This window comes from Tolypothrix sp. FACHB-123 (assembly GCF_014697075.1).
Lineage (GTDB): Bacteria > Cyanobacteriota > Cyanobacteriia > Cyanobacteriales > Nostocaceae > Aulosira.
Window position 1 is genome coordinate 23307 of the sequence record NZ_JACJRE010000060.1, and the last position, 20048, is coordinate 43354.

At 39.8% G+C, this 20048-nt stretch carries 11 protein-coding genes, 1 pseudogene and 1 CRISPR repeat array (1 of these 13 only partly in view); of the genes and pseudogenes, 3 read left to right on the top strand and 9 right to left on the bottom strand.

Translation table 11 applies throughout. From position 1 onward, the window contains the following. Nucleotides 1-1470: a CRISPR direct-repeat array (repeat unit 36 nt; unit sequence GTTTCCATCCCCTTTCGGGGCGATGTGATTGTAAAG) (it extends 700 nt beyond the left edge of the window). 295 nt (nt 1471-1765) lie between these two features. From H6G41_RS35875 to H6G41_RS27700, 3 genes are all read left to right on the top strand, one after another. Further along, entirely contained in the window at nt 1766-1891 is a 126-nt protein-coding gene (locus H6G41_RS35875; protein ID WP_277878201.1) for a hypothetical protein, read from the top strand. 74 nt (nt 1892-1965) lie between these two features. Continuing rightward, nucleotides 1966-2310, top strand: coding sequence for a hypothetical protein (locus H6G41_RS34825; protein WP_206756955.1), 345 nt, complete (start codon nt 1966-1968; stop codon nt 2308-2310). 301 nt (nt 2311-2611) lie between these two features. Further along, nucleotides 2612-3004 carry a hypothetical protein gene (locus H6G41_RS27700; protein ID WP_190750653.1) on the top strand — a complete coding sequence of 131 codons (393 nt, stop codon included), beginning with the start codon at nt 2612-2614 and terminating at the stop codon, nt 3002-3004. A 455-nt stretch (nt 3005-3459) separates the two neighbouring features. Here H6G41_RS27700 and H6G41_RS27705 read toward each other — a convergent pair whose 3' ends face one another. The 9 genes and pseudogenes from H6G41_RS27705 to H6G41_RS27745 all read right to left on the bottom strand — a co-directional run bounded on the left by H6G41_RS27705 (nt 3460) and on the right by H6G41_RS27745 (nt 19589). Then, nucleotides 3460-4302 carry a calcium-binding protein gene (locus H6G41_RS27705; protein ID WP_190750655.1) on the bottom strand — a complete coding sequence of 281 codons (843 nt, stop codon included), beginning with the start codon at nt 4300-4302 and terminating at the stop codon, nt 3460-3462. 273 nt (nt 4303-4575) lie between these two features. Continuing rightward, on the bottom strand, nt 4576-7038 hold the full coding sequence (locus H6G41_RS27710) for a CHAT domain-containing protein (protein ID WP_242038074.1): 2463 nt from the start codon (nt 7036-7038) through the stop codon (nt 4576-4578). Between the two features lie 165 nt (nt 7039-7203). Continuing rightward, complete coding sequence (locus H6G41_RS27715) at nt 7204-9486, bottom strand: filamentous hemagglutinin N-terminal domain-containing protein (protein ID WP_308796578.1); 2283 nt, start codon at nt 9484-9486, stop codon at nt 7204-7206. A gap of 468 nt (nt 9487-9954) precedes the next feature. Next, a complete protein-coding gene (locus tag H6G41_RS27720) occupies nt 9955-15804 on the bottom strand; it encodes an ATP-binding sensor histidine kinase (RefSeq protein WP_190750660.1) in 5850 nt (1949 codons plus the stop codon). 542 nt (nt 15805-16346) lie between these two features. Then, nucleotides 16347-16733, bottom strand: a complete 387-nt coding sequence (locus H6G41_RS27725) for a response regulator (protein ID WP_190750662.1) — start codon at nt 16731-16733, stop codon at nt 16347-16349. Between the two features lie 669 nt (nt 16734-17402). Continuing rightward, entirely contained in the window at nt 17403-17825 is a 423-nt protein-coding gene (locus tag H6G41_RS27730) for a response regulator (protein ID WP_190750664.1), read from the bottom strand. A 193-nt stretch (nt 17826-18018) separates the two neighbouring features. Beyond that, nucleotides 18019-18270 (bottom strand): annotated as a pseudogene (locus H6G41_RS27735) (response regulator transcription factor); the annotation flags it as partial. A 296-nt stretch (nt 18271-18566) separates the two neighbouring features. Next, on the bottom strand, nt 18567-18968 hold the full coding sequence (locus H6G41_RS27740; protein ID WP_190750668.1) for a PAS domain-containing protein: 402 nt from the start codon (nt 18966-18968) through the stop codon (nt 18567-18569). Between the two features lie 243 nt (nt 18969-19211). Continuing rightward, nucleotides 19212-19589, bottom strand: a complete 378-nt coding sequence (locus tag H6G41_RS27745; protein ID WP_190750670.1) for a response regulator — start codon at nt 19587-19589, stop codon at nt 19212-19214. Between the last annotated feature and the right edge of the window lie 459 nt (nt 19590-20048).

Sequence of the window (20048 nt, forward strand, 5' to 3'; positions counted from 1 at the left end):
TGGTCAGCGCTCAAACGAGCAACAGCAACGAAAGTTTCCATCCCCTTTCGGGGCGATGTGATTGTAAAGACGCGCACCCATCGTCGTATTGCTATACGACATTGGTTTCCATCCCCTTTCGGGGCGATGTGATTGTAAAGTGTGCGGAGCCGACCTGAATCCAGACGACTTAGTTTCCATCCCCTTTCGGGGCGATGTGATTGTAAAGTTTTTTCCGACTCACCTACACCGGGTTCGGCCCCAATCCGGTTTCCATCCCCTTTCGGGGCGATGTGATTGTAAAGTTGATGGTAATACTTCTGTTGAAGCAGTTGTGGTTTCTGTTTCCATCCCCTTTCGGGGCGATGTGATTGTAAAGTTTTATTTTTTTCAGAATATCAAATCAGAGGAAAAAAAGTTTCCATCCCCTTTCGGGGCGATGTGATTGTAAAGACTGCAACGGAATGTTTAACTAGGAGAGATAGCGTTTCCATCCCCTTTCGGGGCGATGTGATTGTAAAGTCAATCCTGATATTAGAGTTAACCCAACAACCACTTCAAGTTTGTTTCCATCCCCTTTCGGGGCGATGTGATTGTAAAGGTTACAAATATAACAATTTTGGCAACTTGGAGGGTTTCCATCCCCTTTCGGGGCGATGTGATTGTAAAGGTAATGGCGGAGTGGAAGATCGTTGATAAACACGATGATCGTTTCCATCCCCTTTCGGGGCGATGTGATTGTAAAGATTTGTACAACCAAGACAGTCGGAAGGTACTGGATCGTTTCCATCCCCTTTCGGGGCGATGTGATTGTAAAGCTCCAGCAATAGAGAGATACATGTTGCATTCAAAATGGTTTCCATCCCCTTTCGGGGCGATGTGATTGTAAAGGCAAGCAGCTGAAAGTGGAAACTCCAAAGCCGACCAATTTGTTTCCATCCCCTTTCGGGGCGATGTGATTGTAAAGCTTTTACTAGCGCTTCCAAATCCTCTTCAGGAGTTGGTTTCCATCCCCTTTCGGGGCGATGTGATTGTAAAGTTCTTTGAAAAACACTGCTGCTGTGATGGCAATCGGTATCGTTTCCATCCCCTTTCGGGGCGATGTGATTGTAAAGTTTTTTTTTTTTTTTCCATGAGGAGGTTTCTCTGGAAGTGCATTAGGTTTCCATCCCCTTTCGGGGCGATGTGATTGTAAAGATGGCTAACGTTAACTTGGTTGCTGTTGCTCGTCTTTCGTTTCCATCCCCTTTCGGGGCGATGTGATTGTAAAGGAGATCAGAACGCTATCCAAGGCGGTTTTTCCCATAGTTTCCATCCCCTTTCGGGGCGATGTGATTGTAAAGACAATAGAAACCGGCGGGGCAACCTGCCGCTGTGAAAGCGTTTCCATCCCCTTTCGGGGCGATGTGATTGTAAAGAAGAGCAGATACACCCACGATGAAAGGGAACTGATTCGTTTCCATCCCCTTTCGGGGCGATGTGATTGTAAAGAGTTCACTTCTGAAAGCCTTACTAGGAGCGGGTTTTAGACCCCCTAATCGACACCACTTTTTATAGTGTCAATAACTCCTAGAAAATCTCAATAAGCGATAAATTTTACAGCCTGGAAACCTTGCTGTGTAAGCAATCGACACCAGTCAACGAAGTTATGAGGTTTTCAAGGTTCGGGCGAGTGGTGTCGATAAGCGACTCACGCTATTTCTAAATATAGCTTTCCAGTCTTTTTTTAGTCAAATTTATTACACATTTGTTACAAATAACTAGGTAAATTTGAGCGCTGTCTACGATGGTCACTGAGCTTGCCGAAGTGCGGGCTACGTCTACGCATTTTTTGAGTCAGTTGGAAGTGCGATCGCCTGCTGTTATGAGATGGGTGAACAAAGTGCGATCGCTATTCTGTAGCTTACCGTAAGTGGCTTAAGCAACAGGGTGTTAATAGGGGATGCGATCGCGCAATTTTGAGTGAACAAGCAAAAATTGCGATCGTTGGTTAACAAAACAAACACTTTCATTAAGAAGGAGAACACTTTCATTGAGAAGGAGAACACTTTCATTGAGAAGGGGAACACTTTCATTGAGAAGGGGAACACTTTCATTAAGAAGGGGAACACTTTCATTAAGAAGGGGAACACTTTCATTAAGAAGGGGAACACTTTCATTGAGAAGGGGAACACTTTCATTGAGAAGGGGAACACTTTCATTGAGAAAGGGAACACTTTCATTGAGAAGGAGAACACTTTCATTGAGAAAGGGAACACTTTCATTGAGAAGGAGAACACTTTCATTAAGAAGGGGAACACTTTCATTGAGAAGGGGAACTCCAAAAAATAAATCATTCCCATTTCTGGACTCAACACAACTTTTCTCTCTCCTGCTCCCTACCCCCTGCCCTTTTTTTAGTCACAAGTCCCTAAATGCGTCGGTGCATTGCGCTGCGCGACAACACACCCTACATTTTTGAATTTTCTAGTATAAATACTGAATTTAAAATAGTAAAATTTTGCGGTAATTACTGAGTAAATAATAATTTTATTTTAGAAAAAACGGCTTATTTTGGCTATTTTTACTGAACCAATTCTTTATATTGTTGAGAGACGCTATAAGAATAAATGTAAGTTCAAGGTATGTATTAATGCCACGCCTAAAACGAAGTTCTTCCGTGCTGACAAAAACCGAACTCCAGACAATCGGGTTTCAATCGATTGATCCAAGGCTAGATTTTGGTGATTCTATCAGTTTAAAGTATTTGAATGAGTTAACTGAACAACTAAGGGAAGAACTCAATGAATATAATAAGATGTTAAACGCCCTTGACACAGCAAAAGAAAAAATAGAAGTTCTGGAAAAGAACATTCGCCAAACTTCAGAACGCTTAATTAGTGGTGTGGCGACGAAGTATGGCAAAGACAGCCGAGAATATGAAATGATCGGTATGGTAAAAACAAGCGATCGCGTTCGTAAAGCCACTATTACGCGGTTAAAATCAAGCGCAGATGCGAAAGCCGCTGCTACAGAGACGGTGTAACAGGCGACTCCTTGCTAAAATAGGTGATGTCTGCAAGTAATACAATTTCACGTTAATCATAATACAAATACGTTGGTAGGGGCATGGCATTGCCCATACTTGTCAACTTAACGTGAAACCCTCTTGGTTGCAAGGTTTTGCCCTCACCCCCAGCCCCTCTCCCTGAAGGAGAGGGGAGCAAGAGATTTAGTTCCCCTTCTCCTGGGGGAGAAGGGGTTAGGGGATGAGGGCGAGGGTTTTTGTACAACACTCGCCGTATATAGCTTTTAGTAGTATTAACATCCAAATGCGAACATCTACCATCTCGCCTAGAAAAAACCGTTCGTTTTCTGGGATAGTCGCACCAAATTCCCAACTGTTGGCTAAAAGCAACAACACCCAGAGATTAAAAATAATTTCTGAGTGTATTTAGGAAGATTAAATTATAAATTTGTGAAACTAATTTTTATGGAGTTTTAAATAAACAGGATATCTTTATCAACCGCAAAATCAGCAGGTTTATTTTCAAGAGTAGCGAATTGAATTCCTGAGTAGAACAATCCGCCACTAGTTTTATCGTAGCTAAAAGTGTTGAAGTCAATCGGACTAGATCCAAAGTTTATATTTATATTATTAAATCCACCTCTAAAAATCTGAATCTTGTCACCTTCCATCCGATTGAAGTCTTTGATAATGTCGCCGCCTTCAAACATCGAGTTGAAGATAAATGTATCAGCACCACTGCCACCTATAAGTGTGTCATTGCCAAAGCCACCTACTAAACTATCATCACCATCATTACCGTTAAGGAGATCATCGCCATTGATACCCCACAGCTGATCGTTATATTGTGTACCTGTAATTTCAAACCGCTCAATATCTCTGTAATTGAGTAAAACACTGCCATCGCGGCGACTAAAGATGCTGTTGTATCCCAAATAGCCGACATGAATACCAGCACCATTTTTCAAGGAGCTGTAGTCTGCTTTGAGAGTGTCATTACCTGCACCACCATCCACAGAACCATTAGTATTAATTAAAGTATCATTACCTCCTTGACCAAAGAGGTAGTAATTACCATCTCCACCAATTAGGGTGTCATCACCTTCCGTTCCAAATATGGGCACAGGAAGTACATAGTTAATCGGTGCAGTAAAAATATCAAAATTAATCAAGGTATCGTTACTAACTTCACCAATGACAGGTGCAGTGAAAATATCAAAATTAATCAAGATATCGTTACTAAATTCACCAATAATAGGTGTATTGATAATATCAAAATTAATCAAGTAATCGTTACCTTCAAAATCAGTGGACATTTTAATTTCTCCGAAAATTTTTCTAAATTTTTGCCTGTAAGGGAGTTTGGCATGAGCTTTAGGGAACTCCAAAAAATAAATTATTCCGTTAAACGTTGACTGTTGACAGTTAACGGTTCACAGTTAACAGTCAACCGTCAACAGTGAACAATAGCAATGGAATATTTTTTTACTTGGAAGTCCCTTAGAACTCCTTGATGAGTTACACGTTGAGGTTTTTGATTTTATGCAGTAGTTTAGAAAAATCTCACAGAAAAAATTTTGCAGGCTTGACTACAGCCAATTTCCCAGCAAAACGTAAGCAGCCCAATGCAGAGGATGGCGATAATCAGGATCTTTTAAGAGTGAAAGTTGCGCCAGCCTTAAGGCTTCTGCTTTTGTTACCTGCTTAGTCGCTAGCTCTTTATAAAATTGACCAACTAGACGCGCCCCGGATTCATCATCTAAACTCCAAAGAGAAGCTAAAGTACTGCGTGCACCTGCTTGAATTGCTACTCCAGCTAGTCCTAAAGCTGCTCTTTTGTCTCCCGCAGCAGTTTCGCAAGCACTCAGAACGAGTAATTCTATGGGTTCAGGGCTAATTTCATCTCTGCGGCGGAGCAAATCTTTCAATTCATTGACTTTGACTGGTTTATCCCAAGCCAGTACAAAAGTTTCCTCAGCATTAGAACTAAATTGACCGTGAGTCGCCAAATGTACGACAGAGAAGGGTAGGGAGTCAAGCTGTTTTTGTAAGGCTGTACTAGTAAATGTCTGATTCAGGAGAACTTCGCTAGGTACTTCCGATTCCACAGCTTTTAATTCGTCTGCAACATTGGGTAAGGAATTAAATCCGTGTCGTGCTTCTGTTAGTCCTGCAACTAAGGTTTTGAGTTTACTTTGTCTCAAAGGCTTAGGCCCCAACAATTCTAAGCCTGGTGTCAGCGCAATACTGTATTTTTCGATTAAATACTGTTTACCATCATATAAAGCCGCCATTGGCACATTCCGCAAAGCACCATCCAAAACAAAAACTAAGGTTTTCACCTGGCTTTGAGAAAGTTGTGTTTCCACAGGGCGAATTAACCAATCGTAAACTTTCGCGGCTAAATCTTTGCCTTCTGGTGTGGTGAAAGGTTTTTCTAAATTTTCTCGCAGTTGTTCGACAATATTGTCTACTTCAGTTTGAGATACTTTAGCAGCATAGTGGCGTAGTGGCTGCTGGGGTAAGCTGAGAATTACTTCTAGCTTGTCTTGCAGAATAATCGGATAAATCACGGCGGCGCTTGACTGTTGTATCTGCTCAATCGGGACTATCTGTCCTTGAAGACAAGCAGAGCGAAAGAAGTTATCGAGTTCAGCTAATTGTAATGATTCCATTACTTGGCGAGCTTGTTTTAGCTGTTCTTGAGTTGGTTCTAAGTCTACACCTGGATTTAACAATAATTCTACATATTCACGATACACAGGCTCTACAGCTTCCCGAAAAGAAAATTGGATGTCGCTGTTAATGGCGACTAAATCGCTGCGCAGAGATGTTAATGTGGTGAAGGCGACTTCATAGGCGGCTGTTGCTTTTTTGATTGCGCCTTGAGATTTTAAAATCCGTCCTAATTGCCATTGCCATTGATAGGCTACATCGGCAGCATTAATGGCTTGGGCTAGTTGTAAAGCTTGTGCGGTTAACTCTTGAGCATTTGACCATTGTTGGGTTTGTTCATACATTCCACCTAAATAACCTAAAGCGTAAGATTGGGCTTTTTGGTCATTTAAACTTTTGGCTTGTTGAATTGCTTTAGCCAGTAACCGAGCGGAGTCAGATTTGCCTTGATTTCCTAATTTGAGCAAGCTTTTAGCCAGGTTAATGCGAGCATAAATTGCCGAGCGACTGGGAGATAAATTAGCTAAATTAGGCTGGAGTTGTCGCCAGAGATTTTCCGCTTTTTGTGCTTCTCCAGTGGCTATTAATAAGTAAATTTGATTAATTTGCGCTTGAATCTGGGTAATGTTAGCAGGTGCGTTGATTGCTGCTTGTTCGTAATATTTTAAGGCAGAAGTGCGATCGCCTTGAGCATAAGCTGTGTTACCTAGACTTAGTAAAGTGGCACTGAGTTCTTGTTTTGACCCATTGGCTTTATTGATAATCTCTAAGTTACGCTGCAAAACCCTTTGAGAATCGTTGTTAGCACCTACTAATCTCAGAACATTACCTAGACTACGTAGCCCTGTAATTTGTAATTGTTGCTCTGGTTGCTGTAAGAGTGCTTGTTCTAATTCAGTTAGGGTTTTTCTAGCTTGCAAGTAAAGTCCCAAGGCTTGTTGAGCTTGAGCCTGATTGACTAGACTACCAATTTTACCTTGGATATTACCAGTAGCACTATAAATAGCTGTGGCTTGTTGCCAGGTGTTCAACGCTTCTTCTGCCTTACCTTGAGCTAATTGCAGACTTCCCAGAGTGTTGAGCGCTTGGGCTAGGGTGAGTTTTGCCGGCTGAGTTGTGGGCTGGGATTTTTGGATTAAGTCGAGGCTAGAGTTAATTGCTACCGTTGCCTCTTGCCATTTTCCCAACTGCTGATAGGCTAAGGACAGATAATTTAACACCATAGCCTGTGAGAATTGACTTCCTGACTGGCTTTTCTCTACTTTCAATGCCTGTTGCCAAATATCTACAGCTTCCGCAAATCTTTCTACTTGGTATAGTTCTTGACCTTGCTGAATCAGAGAAGAAGTTGCTGTCACTCTACCCCATCCCAGCATGAGAGTTAAACTTGCAGCTATGAGGGCACAAAGCAGAAAAGATATAATCCCAGTGAACGAAAACCTGGATACAGATAGATTTATCGTAGGGGCATGGCATTGCTTCCCTAGATGCGACCATTTTAATTTGGGTGTTTTGTTCGCCATCTTAAGATTTCCCCACAATCAGTTTTGTACAACTGGGCAATTAACAGATTTCAGGGAAGATCCATGAAGCATGGTGGTAGGTGCTTGAGCTACAAGCATGATGTTACCATTAGCAGCAATTACCAAACCTTGAGCTTCCACAATAGCTGTAGATGGTTGAAAAAGCGTTTGCTGTTCTGCTTGAGAGTTAGGCAATTTTTCATTCCGTAAAGCGTGGGGTTGTAAGTCTTGCCAAACAGCATCACTGTTGAGTAGTTCACTAGGATTTGATGGTAAACCACCCCGTCCAGTGACGATAAATTCACTTTGTTGATTAGCTGTTGCGCCTCCGGTATCTCTACAGCTTTGGGTAATTAACCGAGAAGCATCTACTAAATTTGTGGGCAAATTTACCAGTCCGTTGCTGGGATCTACATCAGGGGTATTAATTTCGACAACTCCGTTGATGCCTAATTGAGAACTGGCGTTAATATCACTCAAAGGAGTTAAAGTTTCCCGGGAATTCAATCCAAAGATACCTTGAGCGGTAATATTAATTCTGCCGCCTGCACCTTCAAAAGCATTGGCAATAATATCGCTATTCTCATCAGCGGCAGCAACAACAAAATTTGTATCAATATTAATATTGCCGCCATTACCATTGTTAGATGCTTGGGAATTAATTACACTTTGGTTTTGCATCAAAATAAAGTCGGATACTTGTAACTGAATATTGGCATTTTCGCCAGAAGAAGTGAATGCTTCAACTGTACCCCGATTTAAAAAAAGTTTATTAGCATTAACTTTCAGGTCGCCAGGATTACCAGACCCTAAACTGCTAACAGATATTCTCGCTCCATCTTCGATCAGTAATTGCCCTGTTTCGATCAACAAACTTCCAGCGTTACCCTTAGCAACCCGGTCAGAGCGAGCAGTCAAGGAAGTAGAATTTTGTCCATTAGGGGTCATACCAGATACTTTCACTGACTCCGAAGCCTTGATGACTATATTCCCACCTTGACCTGGGCTAAATGTGGCAGTTGATATCTGTGCGCCATCTTGCACAATCAACCGCTTAGTATTAACAGTGATGGTTCCACCATCTCCTGTAGCGTCTCGGCGTGATTGAGCAAACAAGCCACTGGCAAACTGGCTATCTAAAGTTGTACCAATAAGTTCTACTGATTCTGATGCATTCATAGTTAAGCTACCACCTTTACTGGCACCTGTAGCAGTAGCTGCGATGTATGCACCATCGCGGATAATCAGTCGGCTAGTGTTAATTATTACTGCGCTTCCGCCTCCAGAACCAGAGTTGGAGACATTTATTAAGCTATCTTCGTTGATTGGAGAACCTCCAATCAATTCCACCAAATTTGAGGCGTTAACAATTACATTTCCTGGCTTTTTAGAACCTCTGTTACGGTTAAAAATACCTGATTCTTCACTCACAGTGACTCGCTCACCCTGGATATGAACACTACCTATACTTTCTGTAACGATGTCAGAATTAGCACTGATTTCCGACCTACCAGACAATTGGATATCCTGAAAATTTTTGACGTTGTTGTAGCTCAACGTCAGCGGAATAGTATCAGCAGCAAACGACCAGTTTAATTGCACAAAAGCATTACTAGAGACAGATCCTAATTCTATCTGTCCGCCATCGGCTATCATTGTTCCTTTTTCTAGGAAAATAGCACCACCCACAAGCGCCAGAGTTTTTAAGGGCTGCACTTTTAGTCCGATAACATTACCCGTGCTATTTGTTGCTTGCGATTGGTTGATAATTTGACCTGGATTTTTTTCAAATTGTAAACCCAACGGTACATTCACGGTTAATAAGGGCGGCGCTTGGGGATTAATTGCACTAAACGCAAAGCCATTAGCAAATACCAGACTATCCGCTGTACTCGCAACAAATGAACCGCCCACATCTAACCGGGCATTTGCGCCAAAAACTATGCCATTGGGATTAATTAAAAATAAGTTGGCATTACCTAATACCCCCAGTGTTCCTACAATCTCCGACCGATTATTCCCTGTAACTCGTGTGAGGATATTTTCTACTCCTGCGGGGTTGGCGAAATATACTCTTTGCCCATCACCAATGTTAAATTCGCGAAAGCTGTGAAATAAATTATCTCCCCGGACTGCGCCCCCATTGATGATATCTGCTGTTGCTCCTTTAACTTCCAGCCCTGGGGTTAATACTGATGGTTCGCCACCCAAAGTAGTATCAGGCTGAATTTCTGCCAGGACAAGGGTTTCTCTACAAATAACCGAAATAAATGTAAACCAGGCTAATGCAAACACTAACACTTCGCTGAAGCATTTTCTGCTCTGCGGATATTTGATAGGTTGTAGCTTTGCATTACTTGCATTAAACCATTGGTTAACACATTTAAGCTGAAGTATTTGGCATTTCATGAAAATTATGATTTAGGAATTATTAAACAGTAATGCAACCCTAAAGTCAAATTTATCTTACTACCATCCTAGCTTTTGTAGCAATTGCTGAAATCTATATGACGCAGATATATGATCGCGGAAAGGCAGAGGGCAAAGGGAATTAGGGAACTCCAAAAAATAAATTATTCTGTTCAAGTCGTTGACGGTTGACGGTTGACTGTTAACTGTCAACAGTGAACAATAGTAATAGACTCATCCTAAAATTTGCAAACAAGTATTTGCAAGGGTTTTAGGTAAATAATTTTCTGACTGGTAAGTAGGGAATAGGGAACAGGAAATCAAAGTGTATTGAGTTTTTTCAAAAATTAAATAGGAATCCTATACTGGAATTTCTATAATAAACTCTGTACCTGCGCCCAAAACAGAATTACAAGTTAATTTACCGCTGTGGATTTCTTCGACAATTTGGCGAGCGATCGCTAATCCTAATCCGGTTCCTTTACCCACAGCTTTAGTTGTAAATAAATGCTCGAAAATTTTTTGTTGAATTTCTGTATTCATCCCTTTACCATTATCAGTAATCACAATTTTCACGATTTTATTTACTAATGAAGTTGTAATTGTGATGCAGTTAGGCTGGGCTTGAATTTCTTTAAAACTCTTACCAATATTTGCTTCTTCTAAAGCATCAATCGCATTGGCCAAAATATTCATGAATACTTGGTTTAATTGTCCAGGAAAACATTCAATTTGAGGTAAATCTCCATACTGAGTTATGACTTCAATTGCGGGGTGGTGTTCATTAGCTTTGAGACGATGTTTAAGAATGAGAATTGTGCTATCGATGCCTTGATGAATATTAAATGGCACTTTATAATCTTTATCAGCACGGGAAAAGGTGCGCAGACTAGTACTAATATTTTTCAATCTGTCGCACGCCATAACCATTGCATCTATTGTTTTGGGTAAATCTTCTAAAAGATAATCTAAGTCAATTTCTTCGGCGTGTTCTTGAATTTCATCGCTGGGATTTTCGATGATTTCCTGATAAAGTTTCAAGTGTTCCGTGATATCGGCAAAATTTGGTTTAGTCTGTTTGAGAGTAGCAGAAATAAAGCCCAAAGGATTATTCATTTCGTGAGCGATACCAGCAACTAAGTTACCCAATGCAGACATTTTTTCACTTTGAACAATTTGTAAATGGGCGTTTTGCAGTTCTGTTAGGGCTTGCTCTAAATCAAGTGATTTTTGTTGCAAGGCTAGTTCTGCTTTTTGACGTTGCGCAGCTTGCTGATAGGCATCGCTAATATCAATTAGTACCCCATCCCATACAATTGCACCATCGGCTTGTCGTTCTGGCCTAGCAGCAGAGCGTACCCATTTCACGGTTCCGGAAGGCAAAACAATCCGCCATTCATGCTCAAATGGTGTTAAATTTTGGGCAGATTCCATCGTTGCTTGGATAATATTTTGGTCATCATCAGGATGATGCATGGCACTGAGGCTATGTACACCAGCCATGACTAATTCTGGCTCTAATTCATACAAGTCAAAACAGCCAGAACTCACATAAGGTGTGGAAGTTGAACCGTCAGGAGCTAGACGGAATTGATACACCATCCCCGGAATATTATTTGCCAAATTTTGGAAGCGGGTTTCGCTAGCCTGCAATTTGGCGAGAGATTGTGATAACTGTTGGGTAGATTGTTGAGAATTTTGATAAAGTCGGGCATTTTCTAGAGAAATTGCCGCTTGAGTGCAAATTAAGTTCAGCAGTTCCACGCGATCGCTTGTAAAAGCTCCTGTTGCTAAGTTATTCTCTAGATACAAAATACCCAGCAATTTACCTTGATGTAAAATTGGGCTGCATAAGATACTTTTTGGCTGTTGACGCACGATATAGGGGTCATTTGCTAAACTCAAATCGGCACTGGCATCAAACAGCACAACAGTCTGCCGATTGTGCTTGACTTTGTATATTAGCTTTAGGGGAATATCTTGGCTATCCTCTACGGGAATACGCTGTAAAATCACTGGCTCCGTTCCCACAGTAACTAACCCTTTGATTAACAGGCGTTCGTCTCGCAGCATCATGAACGCACATTTATCAGCCCCCACATTTGCAATCACAATCGAAAGCAACAAGGAAAGCAGTTTTTCCAGTTCAATTTCGCCAGAAATAGCATGAGTAGCTTTGAGAATGGCAGCTAAGTCAAGAGAATTAGAGATACTGTGAGAAGAAGAACTAGCCAAGGCGAAGGTTTCCCTGGCCAAGAGGGTTTCTTTGATTGAGAGGTGAGGGCGGGTTGAGTGCAAAATAGCAGCCAAAAGTTGTGGGTAACGTCTTTCCAAGTCGGCAACTTTCGCTTTTGCACCCCAACGAGCATAGTTATAGTAGGCTTTGATCATATATTCTTCGCCAAGGCGTTGTTTATCCCATTGCAGATAAAACTTGGCTGCTAATTCATTGGCGAGGGCTTCTTCGTTAATAAATTGATGTTCTTGAGCCAGATTTATCGCTTGGTCATAACATTCGCTGGCGGCAAATTTTTCACCCAATACTCGATGACGTTCCGCTTCTACTAAATACCATTTATGCAAGTGGTTCATCGGTGCATATTGCGCCCACTGGTGCAGAATAGTTTGATGGTTGGTAGCAGCAGTTAGCAGTTCGGCTTGCTCTGGTTCTGGTTGGGTGGGGACAAGTCCGAGATAAGTTAAAGCAGCATAAAAATGGAAAATGGGCACAAAAATCGTGCCGGAAACTGCCATTAAACATGGTTGAGCTTGGGCGATATAGTCCCGTGCATCTGTATAATTAGCAAAATAGCAAGCAAGTAGCAGTTTATAGATATAAGCTTGCGCGATCGCAATAAAGTCATTATCCTGCTGGTGCTTAGTTAGCATCAGGGTTTCATTGTAGGTATTGCCAATCAAGTAATGTGGTTGGCTGATTGGTTCTATTAAATTCTCTGCGGCTTGTTTTCCCAGATTCAGATATACCTGAGCCGAATATTGTTTCACCTGAGCCAATGCCAAACTATAATCAGCCATGACTTGAACAAAACTATTCAGTTCTTCACCACCGAAAAATCTACCATCACTGTGACCACCCAGCGCAAAACCAGCATGTAAAAAATCTCCGGTTTCGATGCCAGTTTGGTAAGCTGTTAACAGAAGTCCAATTGTGGCATCTAATCGCTCTTGATAATGTTGAATAAAGCAGCCAAACAAAGAAAGGACACCGGATTTATTCTTTTGGATATGAAATTTTTCTAGTAAATTCAGCGCCAATTGACCAAAAGCATAGCCTGTGGCAGGATCTTCCAAGAATCCACACAATACCATACCGTGAATACCATATCCAGTTGTGGATGCTACAGTATTACCCGATTGCAGAGATAAACTCACCATCATCGAACTCAACCAGGGTAATAAACCTGGTATTCCTTGGATAATTGGTGAAAACAACATACCCAACAGTTCCATAGCTGCTTCTGTGGTAGGATCTGTCATTAATGGCAGATTTATCAAGTCTGCAATTTCTCTACCTGCAAGTTGGGTGGTCAGCTTTTGTAGCATTGTGCCAATCAAGCCTGGGTCTGGTTCTTTTGGCAGTTCCACCCCCAATTGTGCTAATGCGTTTCTACCAACAGCGATCGCTCCTAACACATTACTTTGTAAAACTTGCGCAGCAATTTGAATTTCATAAATTTTTACTTTATCTAAAATTGTGCGCGCTGATAGCAAGACTATTGTTGCTATCTGTTCCATACCTTCAAAGTCACTATTTAAATAACTCGCTTCAGCTGCTGCAATATTTAGATTAAGAGCCAATTCATACTGATGCAGCCAACAATTTTCTGGTAGTAGTTCCAGTCCAATTTGAAAATATGTTCTTGCTGCTGCATAGGCTGTAGAATTTTTCGCCTTAGTTCCTGCTTTTAAGTTGAGTTGAGCTAATGTTTCTTGTTCACAAGGTTCAACAATTAACTGAATACCTTTATTCAAATGCTCGATAATATCAAACAGTTTTTCCTCTTGTTGGATGGCGGATAGATTTTGCTGGAGTAATTGTCCAATTTGCAAATGAGTTGCTTGTTTTCGCTCTTTGGGAATCAGGGAATAGGCAGCTTGCTGTACCCTGTCATGTAAGAATTTATATTTTGCTAATTGTTTATTATGTGCTTCTTCCAGGGTCAATTGTTCCCATTCTTCGCATTCGTTTCCATGATAAAATTTATAAACTTCACTAATTGGTAAAATTAATCCTGCTTCCAGTGCTTTCCACAAATCGGCAGCAGTTTCTATTTCTGACTGCTGAGACACAATTGCCAAAGTTGCTAAATCAAAAGAGTTTCCAATACAAGCAGCTAATTGTAAAATATTTTGCGTTGATTGTGGCATTTTTTGTAATTGCCATGCCATAAAAGCTACAACATCATCTGTAAGCGCTAGCTGATTTACTTGGGTAATATCGCATTGCCAACAACCTAATACAAAATCAAATTGAATAAAATTCTCTTGATGTAATGACTTGAGAAACTGTGTAGTAAAAAACGGATTACCCTGAGTTTTTTGATAGATAGATACAGAAAGAGTCCATGCTAAATTTTCTGAGCATTTAAGTGTATCAGCCACCAACTGATTTACTTCTACTTGATTAAGTGGCGTTAAGGTAATAGTATTAATTATTAATTGGGTTTTTTGAATTTCCCACAAAGTCAACATTAATGGATGTGCTGGTTTGACTTCGTTATCGCGGTACGCCCCAATTAAGAAGAGATAACTTGTATCAGACATTAAAAGCTGAATCAAATTTAATGATGCTGAATCTGCCCATTGCAAATCATCTAAAACTATCACTAATGGATGTTCAACACTGGTAAATACTTGCGTGAATTTTTTAAATAATAAATTAAATCTATTTTGCGCTGCTGTACCTGATAATTCTATCGCCGGGGGTTGTGCGCCAATAATTATTTCCAATTCCGGAATAACTTCAATAATTACCCCGCCATTTTCTCCCACAGCTTCTAAAATTTTATGTTTCCATTGTTGAATTTGTGTATCGCTTTCAGTTAATATTTGACCGATTAAGTCGCGAAATGCTTGCACAAAAGCAGAAAAAGGAATATTCCGTTGAAATTGATCGTATTTACCTTTGATAAAATAACCGCGCTGTCTGACAATGGGTTTATGAACTTCATTGACAACTACTGTTTTACCAATTCCAGATGACCCAGCAACCAGCATCATTTCTGTAGCACCAAGGCTCACTCGCTCAAATGCTTGCAGTAGCGTTGATACTTCCGCTTCTCTGCCATAAAGTTTATCAGGGATAATGAAGCGATCGCATAAATCCCGTTGTCCAATTGCAAAATATTCAATCTTACCAGTTTCTGCAAGTTGAGATAAACATTTCTCTAAATCATATTTTAATCCCAAGGCACTTTGATATCTATCTTCAGCATTTTTTGCCATCAATTTCATCACAATATCAGCAATTACCTGGGGAATTTCTTTCCTTTTACCTTCTGGACTAGGCGGCATTTTTGCAATATGACAATGTACTAATTCCATTGCATCATTTGCGGGAAATGGTAATTCTCCTGTGAGTAATTCATAGAAAGTTACGCCCAAAGAATAAAAATCAGTCCGGTAATCAATCCCGCGATTCATCCTACCTGTCTGTTCTGGAGAAATGTAGGCAAGTGTTCCTTCTAAGACATTAGGATTAACTATTGCTGGCGTTTCTCGCGGTAATAAAGAGGCAATACTAAAATCAATTAATTTAACTTGTTTAGTTTTGGGATTAATTAATATATTGCTGGGTTTAATATCTTTATGAATAATGCGCTCGTGGTATAATATATCTAAAATTTTGCAAAGAGCGATCGCAATTTCTAAAAATTCCTGGAGAAAGTCTGTCTTACCCTGAGCTTTGCATTCTGGAAGAGAAATTCCACCAAAGTCTTCCATGATTAGAGCATAACCATTTTGGTATGCTTCGAGGCTATAAGTTTGAATAATTAGTGGTGAGTTGAGATTTTTCGCAATGTTGTACTGATTGCAAAAAGATAACAGTTCCCTAAAACTAGGATAAGGATTTTTCAGCAGTTTAATGACTACAGGTAATGAGTCAGTTTCTCGAATAGCCCGATAAACCAATGTTCTAGAGCCATTGTAGATTTCCTCGCTGATCTTATATCCGGGAATATTAAGCATATTGTCAAGCCCTAAGTATCGGGCTTAGTATTCCCATATACGCAATTTATTTCACTAAAATAGCAAAAATAGATTGACTTGCTGTGACTTTACCTATAACTTTGCCGCTAGTCCAAATTGAAAGGATCAGGGATGTCCAAAAAATAAATTATTCCAATGTCTGAATTCAAGACAACTGTTTCTCTCCCCTGCTCCCCTTCGGGTTCGCCAGTCCCCCAACCCTTACGGGAAGCCGCACTCTCCGAGAAGCCTCGCTCCGCTCGTCTACCGCGTCTATGTGACGGAGACCGCCAAGACGGGGGCTGGTCTCACCTGCACCCTCTCCCCCCAATCCCTCTCAAGGGTAGGTATTTTGTATTTGGCCATTTTTTGGCTATTTCAGCCGATGCTTAAATCCTGAAACGACCAAACCACGTTAAACAATTGAGAATTTTCTCAACTATTTTTGAGATTCTGAAAACCCTACCCTTGAAAGCTTTTCCCTTTCCCCCTTAACCGAACCGTATTGCTTTAACCCTTACCCTTGATATGTATTGCTGCTTCTATTGGTTTCTAGATTGTTTATAAGCAGACTGAACTATGTGTATCAATTCTTCAACATCAAATGGTTTATGTAAAAAATAGGAAATACCTAATGATGAGGCTAATTTCTCTAAGGTAAAATCTGAAGAAATTAGTACAACTGGTAATTTAATTCCATTTGATTGGAGATTTTGATAAACTTGACCGCCTGTTAGTATTGGCATTTGATAATCTAAAATTAGTAAGTCTGGTTTTTCCTGCAAAACTTTTTGTATTGCTTCTCTACCATCTTTTGCTGTACTGACTTCCCAGTCTCGTTCCTCTAGGATAATAGTCAGCATTAGGCGATAGGATTCTTCATCATCTGCAATCAGGACTCTAGGTTTTTTAGAGTTGTGAGATTTCATAAAATATTATCCATTTTGAGAATAGATAAAATCATGAGTGCGAGCGTCTGTTTCTAGCTATGCACTTGCCGCTTTGGCTTTTTGCGTATCAGAAGATAAACTCATTGTGTTAAGTATTTTAAAAAAAGAATAGAAACCAAATTAAAATTAGTAAATTGTTTTTTGAACTACTGATGTCATAGTTTTAGTTAAGCCTAAAAGACTATGAGTTTTTGTGAAATTTAGATTAGGCATTTCTTGCCAACAGTGGCGACAAAACCAATAAGTTTCATTGGCGCGGATATGACGTAGCATCTGATGGGAACAGCAAGGACAGTGTGACATAAAATTGTAGTTTTATTTAATAAATTGAATGACAGTAAACTAAATTTTGGTTAAATATTGGTGAGTAATTTGCTGGAAATAAAGCAAACTATGTTAAGCAAGGTAAGTGAGTGCAATTCTTACTCATTCACAAAGCTAAGTAGAATCACCAACGAAATAAATTTATAGACAAAAAATAAAAAACTGATGAAAAAAATGTGGTTGTAACAAATTGAAATAATAAATGATGAGAAATTTGATTTTTTAAATAAGTAGGCAAAATTTCCCAGCGTCAAAACGTTGGGAAATCACACCACACATTTATGTCAATTGACAACAAGTCAGCCAAGGAAAAAACAGGCAATTCTACAAATAAGAAATTGGTACATAATCCCAACCCAGGATTTTTGCAATTTGCACCGGAATTTGTAGAGGATTAAAGGGTTTAGATATGACACCTGCGATTTTATTCTGTTTCAAAAATTCTGGCTGTAACCATCGTAACGCACCACTCATTAGCACTATAGGAATTGCTTGATTTTCAGGCTTATTTCTAAATTCATTAAGATATTGAAAACAGTTAATAGAGTGCATTGATAAGTCTAAAACAATCGCATCAGGATGTTCAATTTCCGCTTTCTGGATTCCTTCTAAGACAGAATCAGCAACTACTACATTCCAACCAGCCAAATCTTTGAAGCACAGTTCCAAAATCTCTCGCACATATAGTTCATTGTCAATGAGCAAGATAGTTTTGGTGGACATACCTACCACCTCTAAAGTCTGCATTTAAGGATACTCCAGCCAACAAAATTGTCATCTTAAAGCCAATACCGTTCAGTTAGCGCCAAAAACCTGAAAATGCGTAGGTTGGGTTGAGGAACGAAACCCAACATTTCCGGGGGTTTGTTGGGTTTCACTTCGTTCAACCCAACCTACAATTTATCCTTAACTGAACCGTATTGATCTTAAAGTGATTTGATTAATCTACTAAGCCAGAGCGCAAAGCTAATACAGTAGCTTGAGTGCGATCGCAAACATTGAGCTTATTAAAAATGTTTCTAACGTGCGCTTTAACAGTTCCTATTGTTATATACAGTTTTTGAGAAATATTAAGATTGCTATTGCCATCAACAATCATTTTGAGAATACAAAGTTCGCGTTCAGTCAAAGGATGCTCTAGGATTTGCTGTCGCTGTTGCACATCAATAGCACGGATGTTCACAGTTTGGGGGTGCAAAACCGAAATGCCAAACCATTTCTCTGTAATTTTACTGTCAGCATAACTTGGGGGTGGGCATAAACTAACTTTTTTTGCTGCAAATGGTTCAATTTGACAAGTTTTCATATATTTTTATTGTGGTCTAAGGGATTTTGCTGACATCAGAAAGGTAAATTAGAAAAATAAAAAACTAATAAAAACCGAAATTTTGTTACAAACCTTAAAAATTGATTGCTCATCTTAGTTGTGAATCTACAGCCCTCACCAACTATGTTTAATTGCACTGCGCTCTTGGCTGATTTGTTCTTTCATGTTGCCTCCCAAAACACTATTACGCCGCCTGTAAGCTTATTTTGGTTATTTTTAAAAGAATTAGTACTACTAGCTATGGAAATCATGTTTCCATTTTTAGCCATTAACAAAATACCGTTATGAAAATAAAGGGTAGCTCTTTCTTGAATTGTGGAAATAATTGTATTTTCAAGATTTAGCAGAGTTTTTTGCTCGACAACTTTCAGAATTTCGGTAAAAATTTTGCCTTTGGCTTCGTGTAATTCCCATCCTGTCATTGTTTGTGCTTGTTGATTTATGTGATCAATCTGCAATTGGTAATCAAATACAATCACTCCATATTTGCTTGGGTGATGTCTAGTAAGAGATTTTTTTTGACTAATATTAGTTTCTTGTGCCTTGGATAAAATAATATTCATTCTTGTTTCTAAATAGAATGCACAGTAAACTTGTCTTGGCTAATTAGCTAAGACTGTGAATAAACAAGATAGTATTTATTTAAAAAAATAAATAAATGTCAGCAGTTAATAAACTTTCTGCACAAATCAAAAGTCCTCACCTTTGATTTGCGGTTTCAGATATTTTGCTGATACAAGAAAGGTAAAGGACAAAAATAAAAAACTTATGAAAACCTAAATTTTGTTACAAAACTTAACAATCAATTATTCATCCCAGCCGAAAATATCAGCTACATCTTGAGAAATAGTCAAAGGTTCAAAAGGTTTAATAATAACTCCAGCAATTCCCATGTGGGCAAACCGCAGGCGATCGCTTGTTTGAGATTTGGCTGTGAGAAAAATTACTGGTATGGTTTTAGTAGCGGAATTAGTCTGAAGTTGTTCATATACAGCAAAACCGTCCATTTCTGGCATAGACACATCCAGCAGAATCCCATCAATAGGGTGATTCTGGGCGATTTTGAGCGCTTCTTGCCCGGAGCTAGCCGTTAGTGTTGTCCATCCACCGATATCTGATAAACAAGCTTCGACTAGCTCAAGAATACATTCTTCGTCATCGACAATTAATAGTTGTTTAGTCATTGGTCAGTTGTTAGTTGTCATCTATAGCCTTTTTTAGTTGGATGCAATACAAAATTATATCGTCGCCTGTAGGGGCAGTGCCGTGCCCCTACGTGTCAACTTAAGCTAAAAGCTATATAGGGCAAGCATTGTACAAATACCTCGCGCCCTCATCCCCTAACCCCTTCTCCCTCAGGGAGAAGGGGAATTAAATCTCTTGCTCCCCTCTCCCTCAGAGAGCGGGGCTGGGGGTGAGGGCAAAACCTTGCCACCAAGCGGGTTTCACGTTAAGTTGACACCAATGGGCAGTGCCATGCCCTCTAGAATATCTTGATGTGCCGCGAACACTATATTAAATGGGTATCACAAAGATAAATAAGGTTCTTCAGTAGCTATTATGCCAAATTATTAGTTATAGCACTCATATAAACACAAAAAAAGCATCTTTATTTTGCCAAAAGCCTTATATGTATTGACATC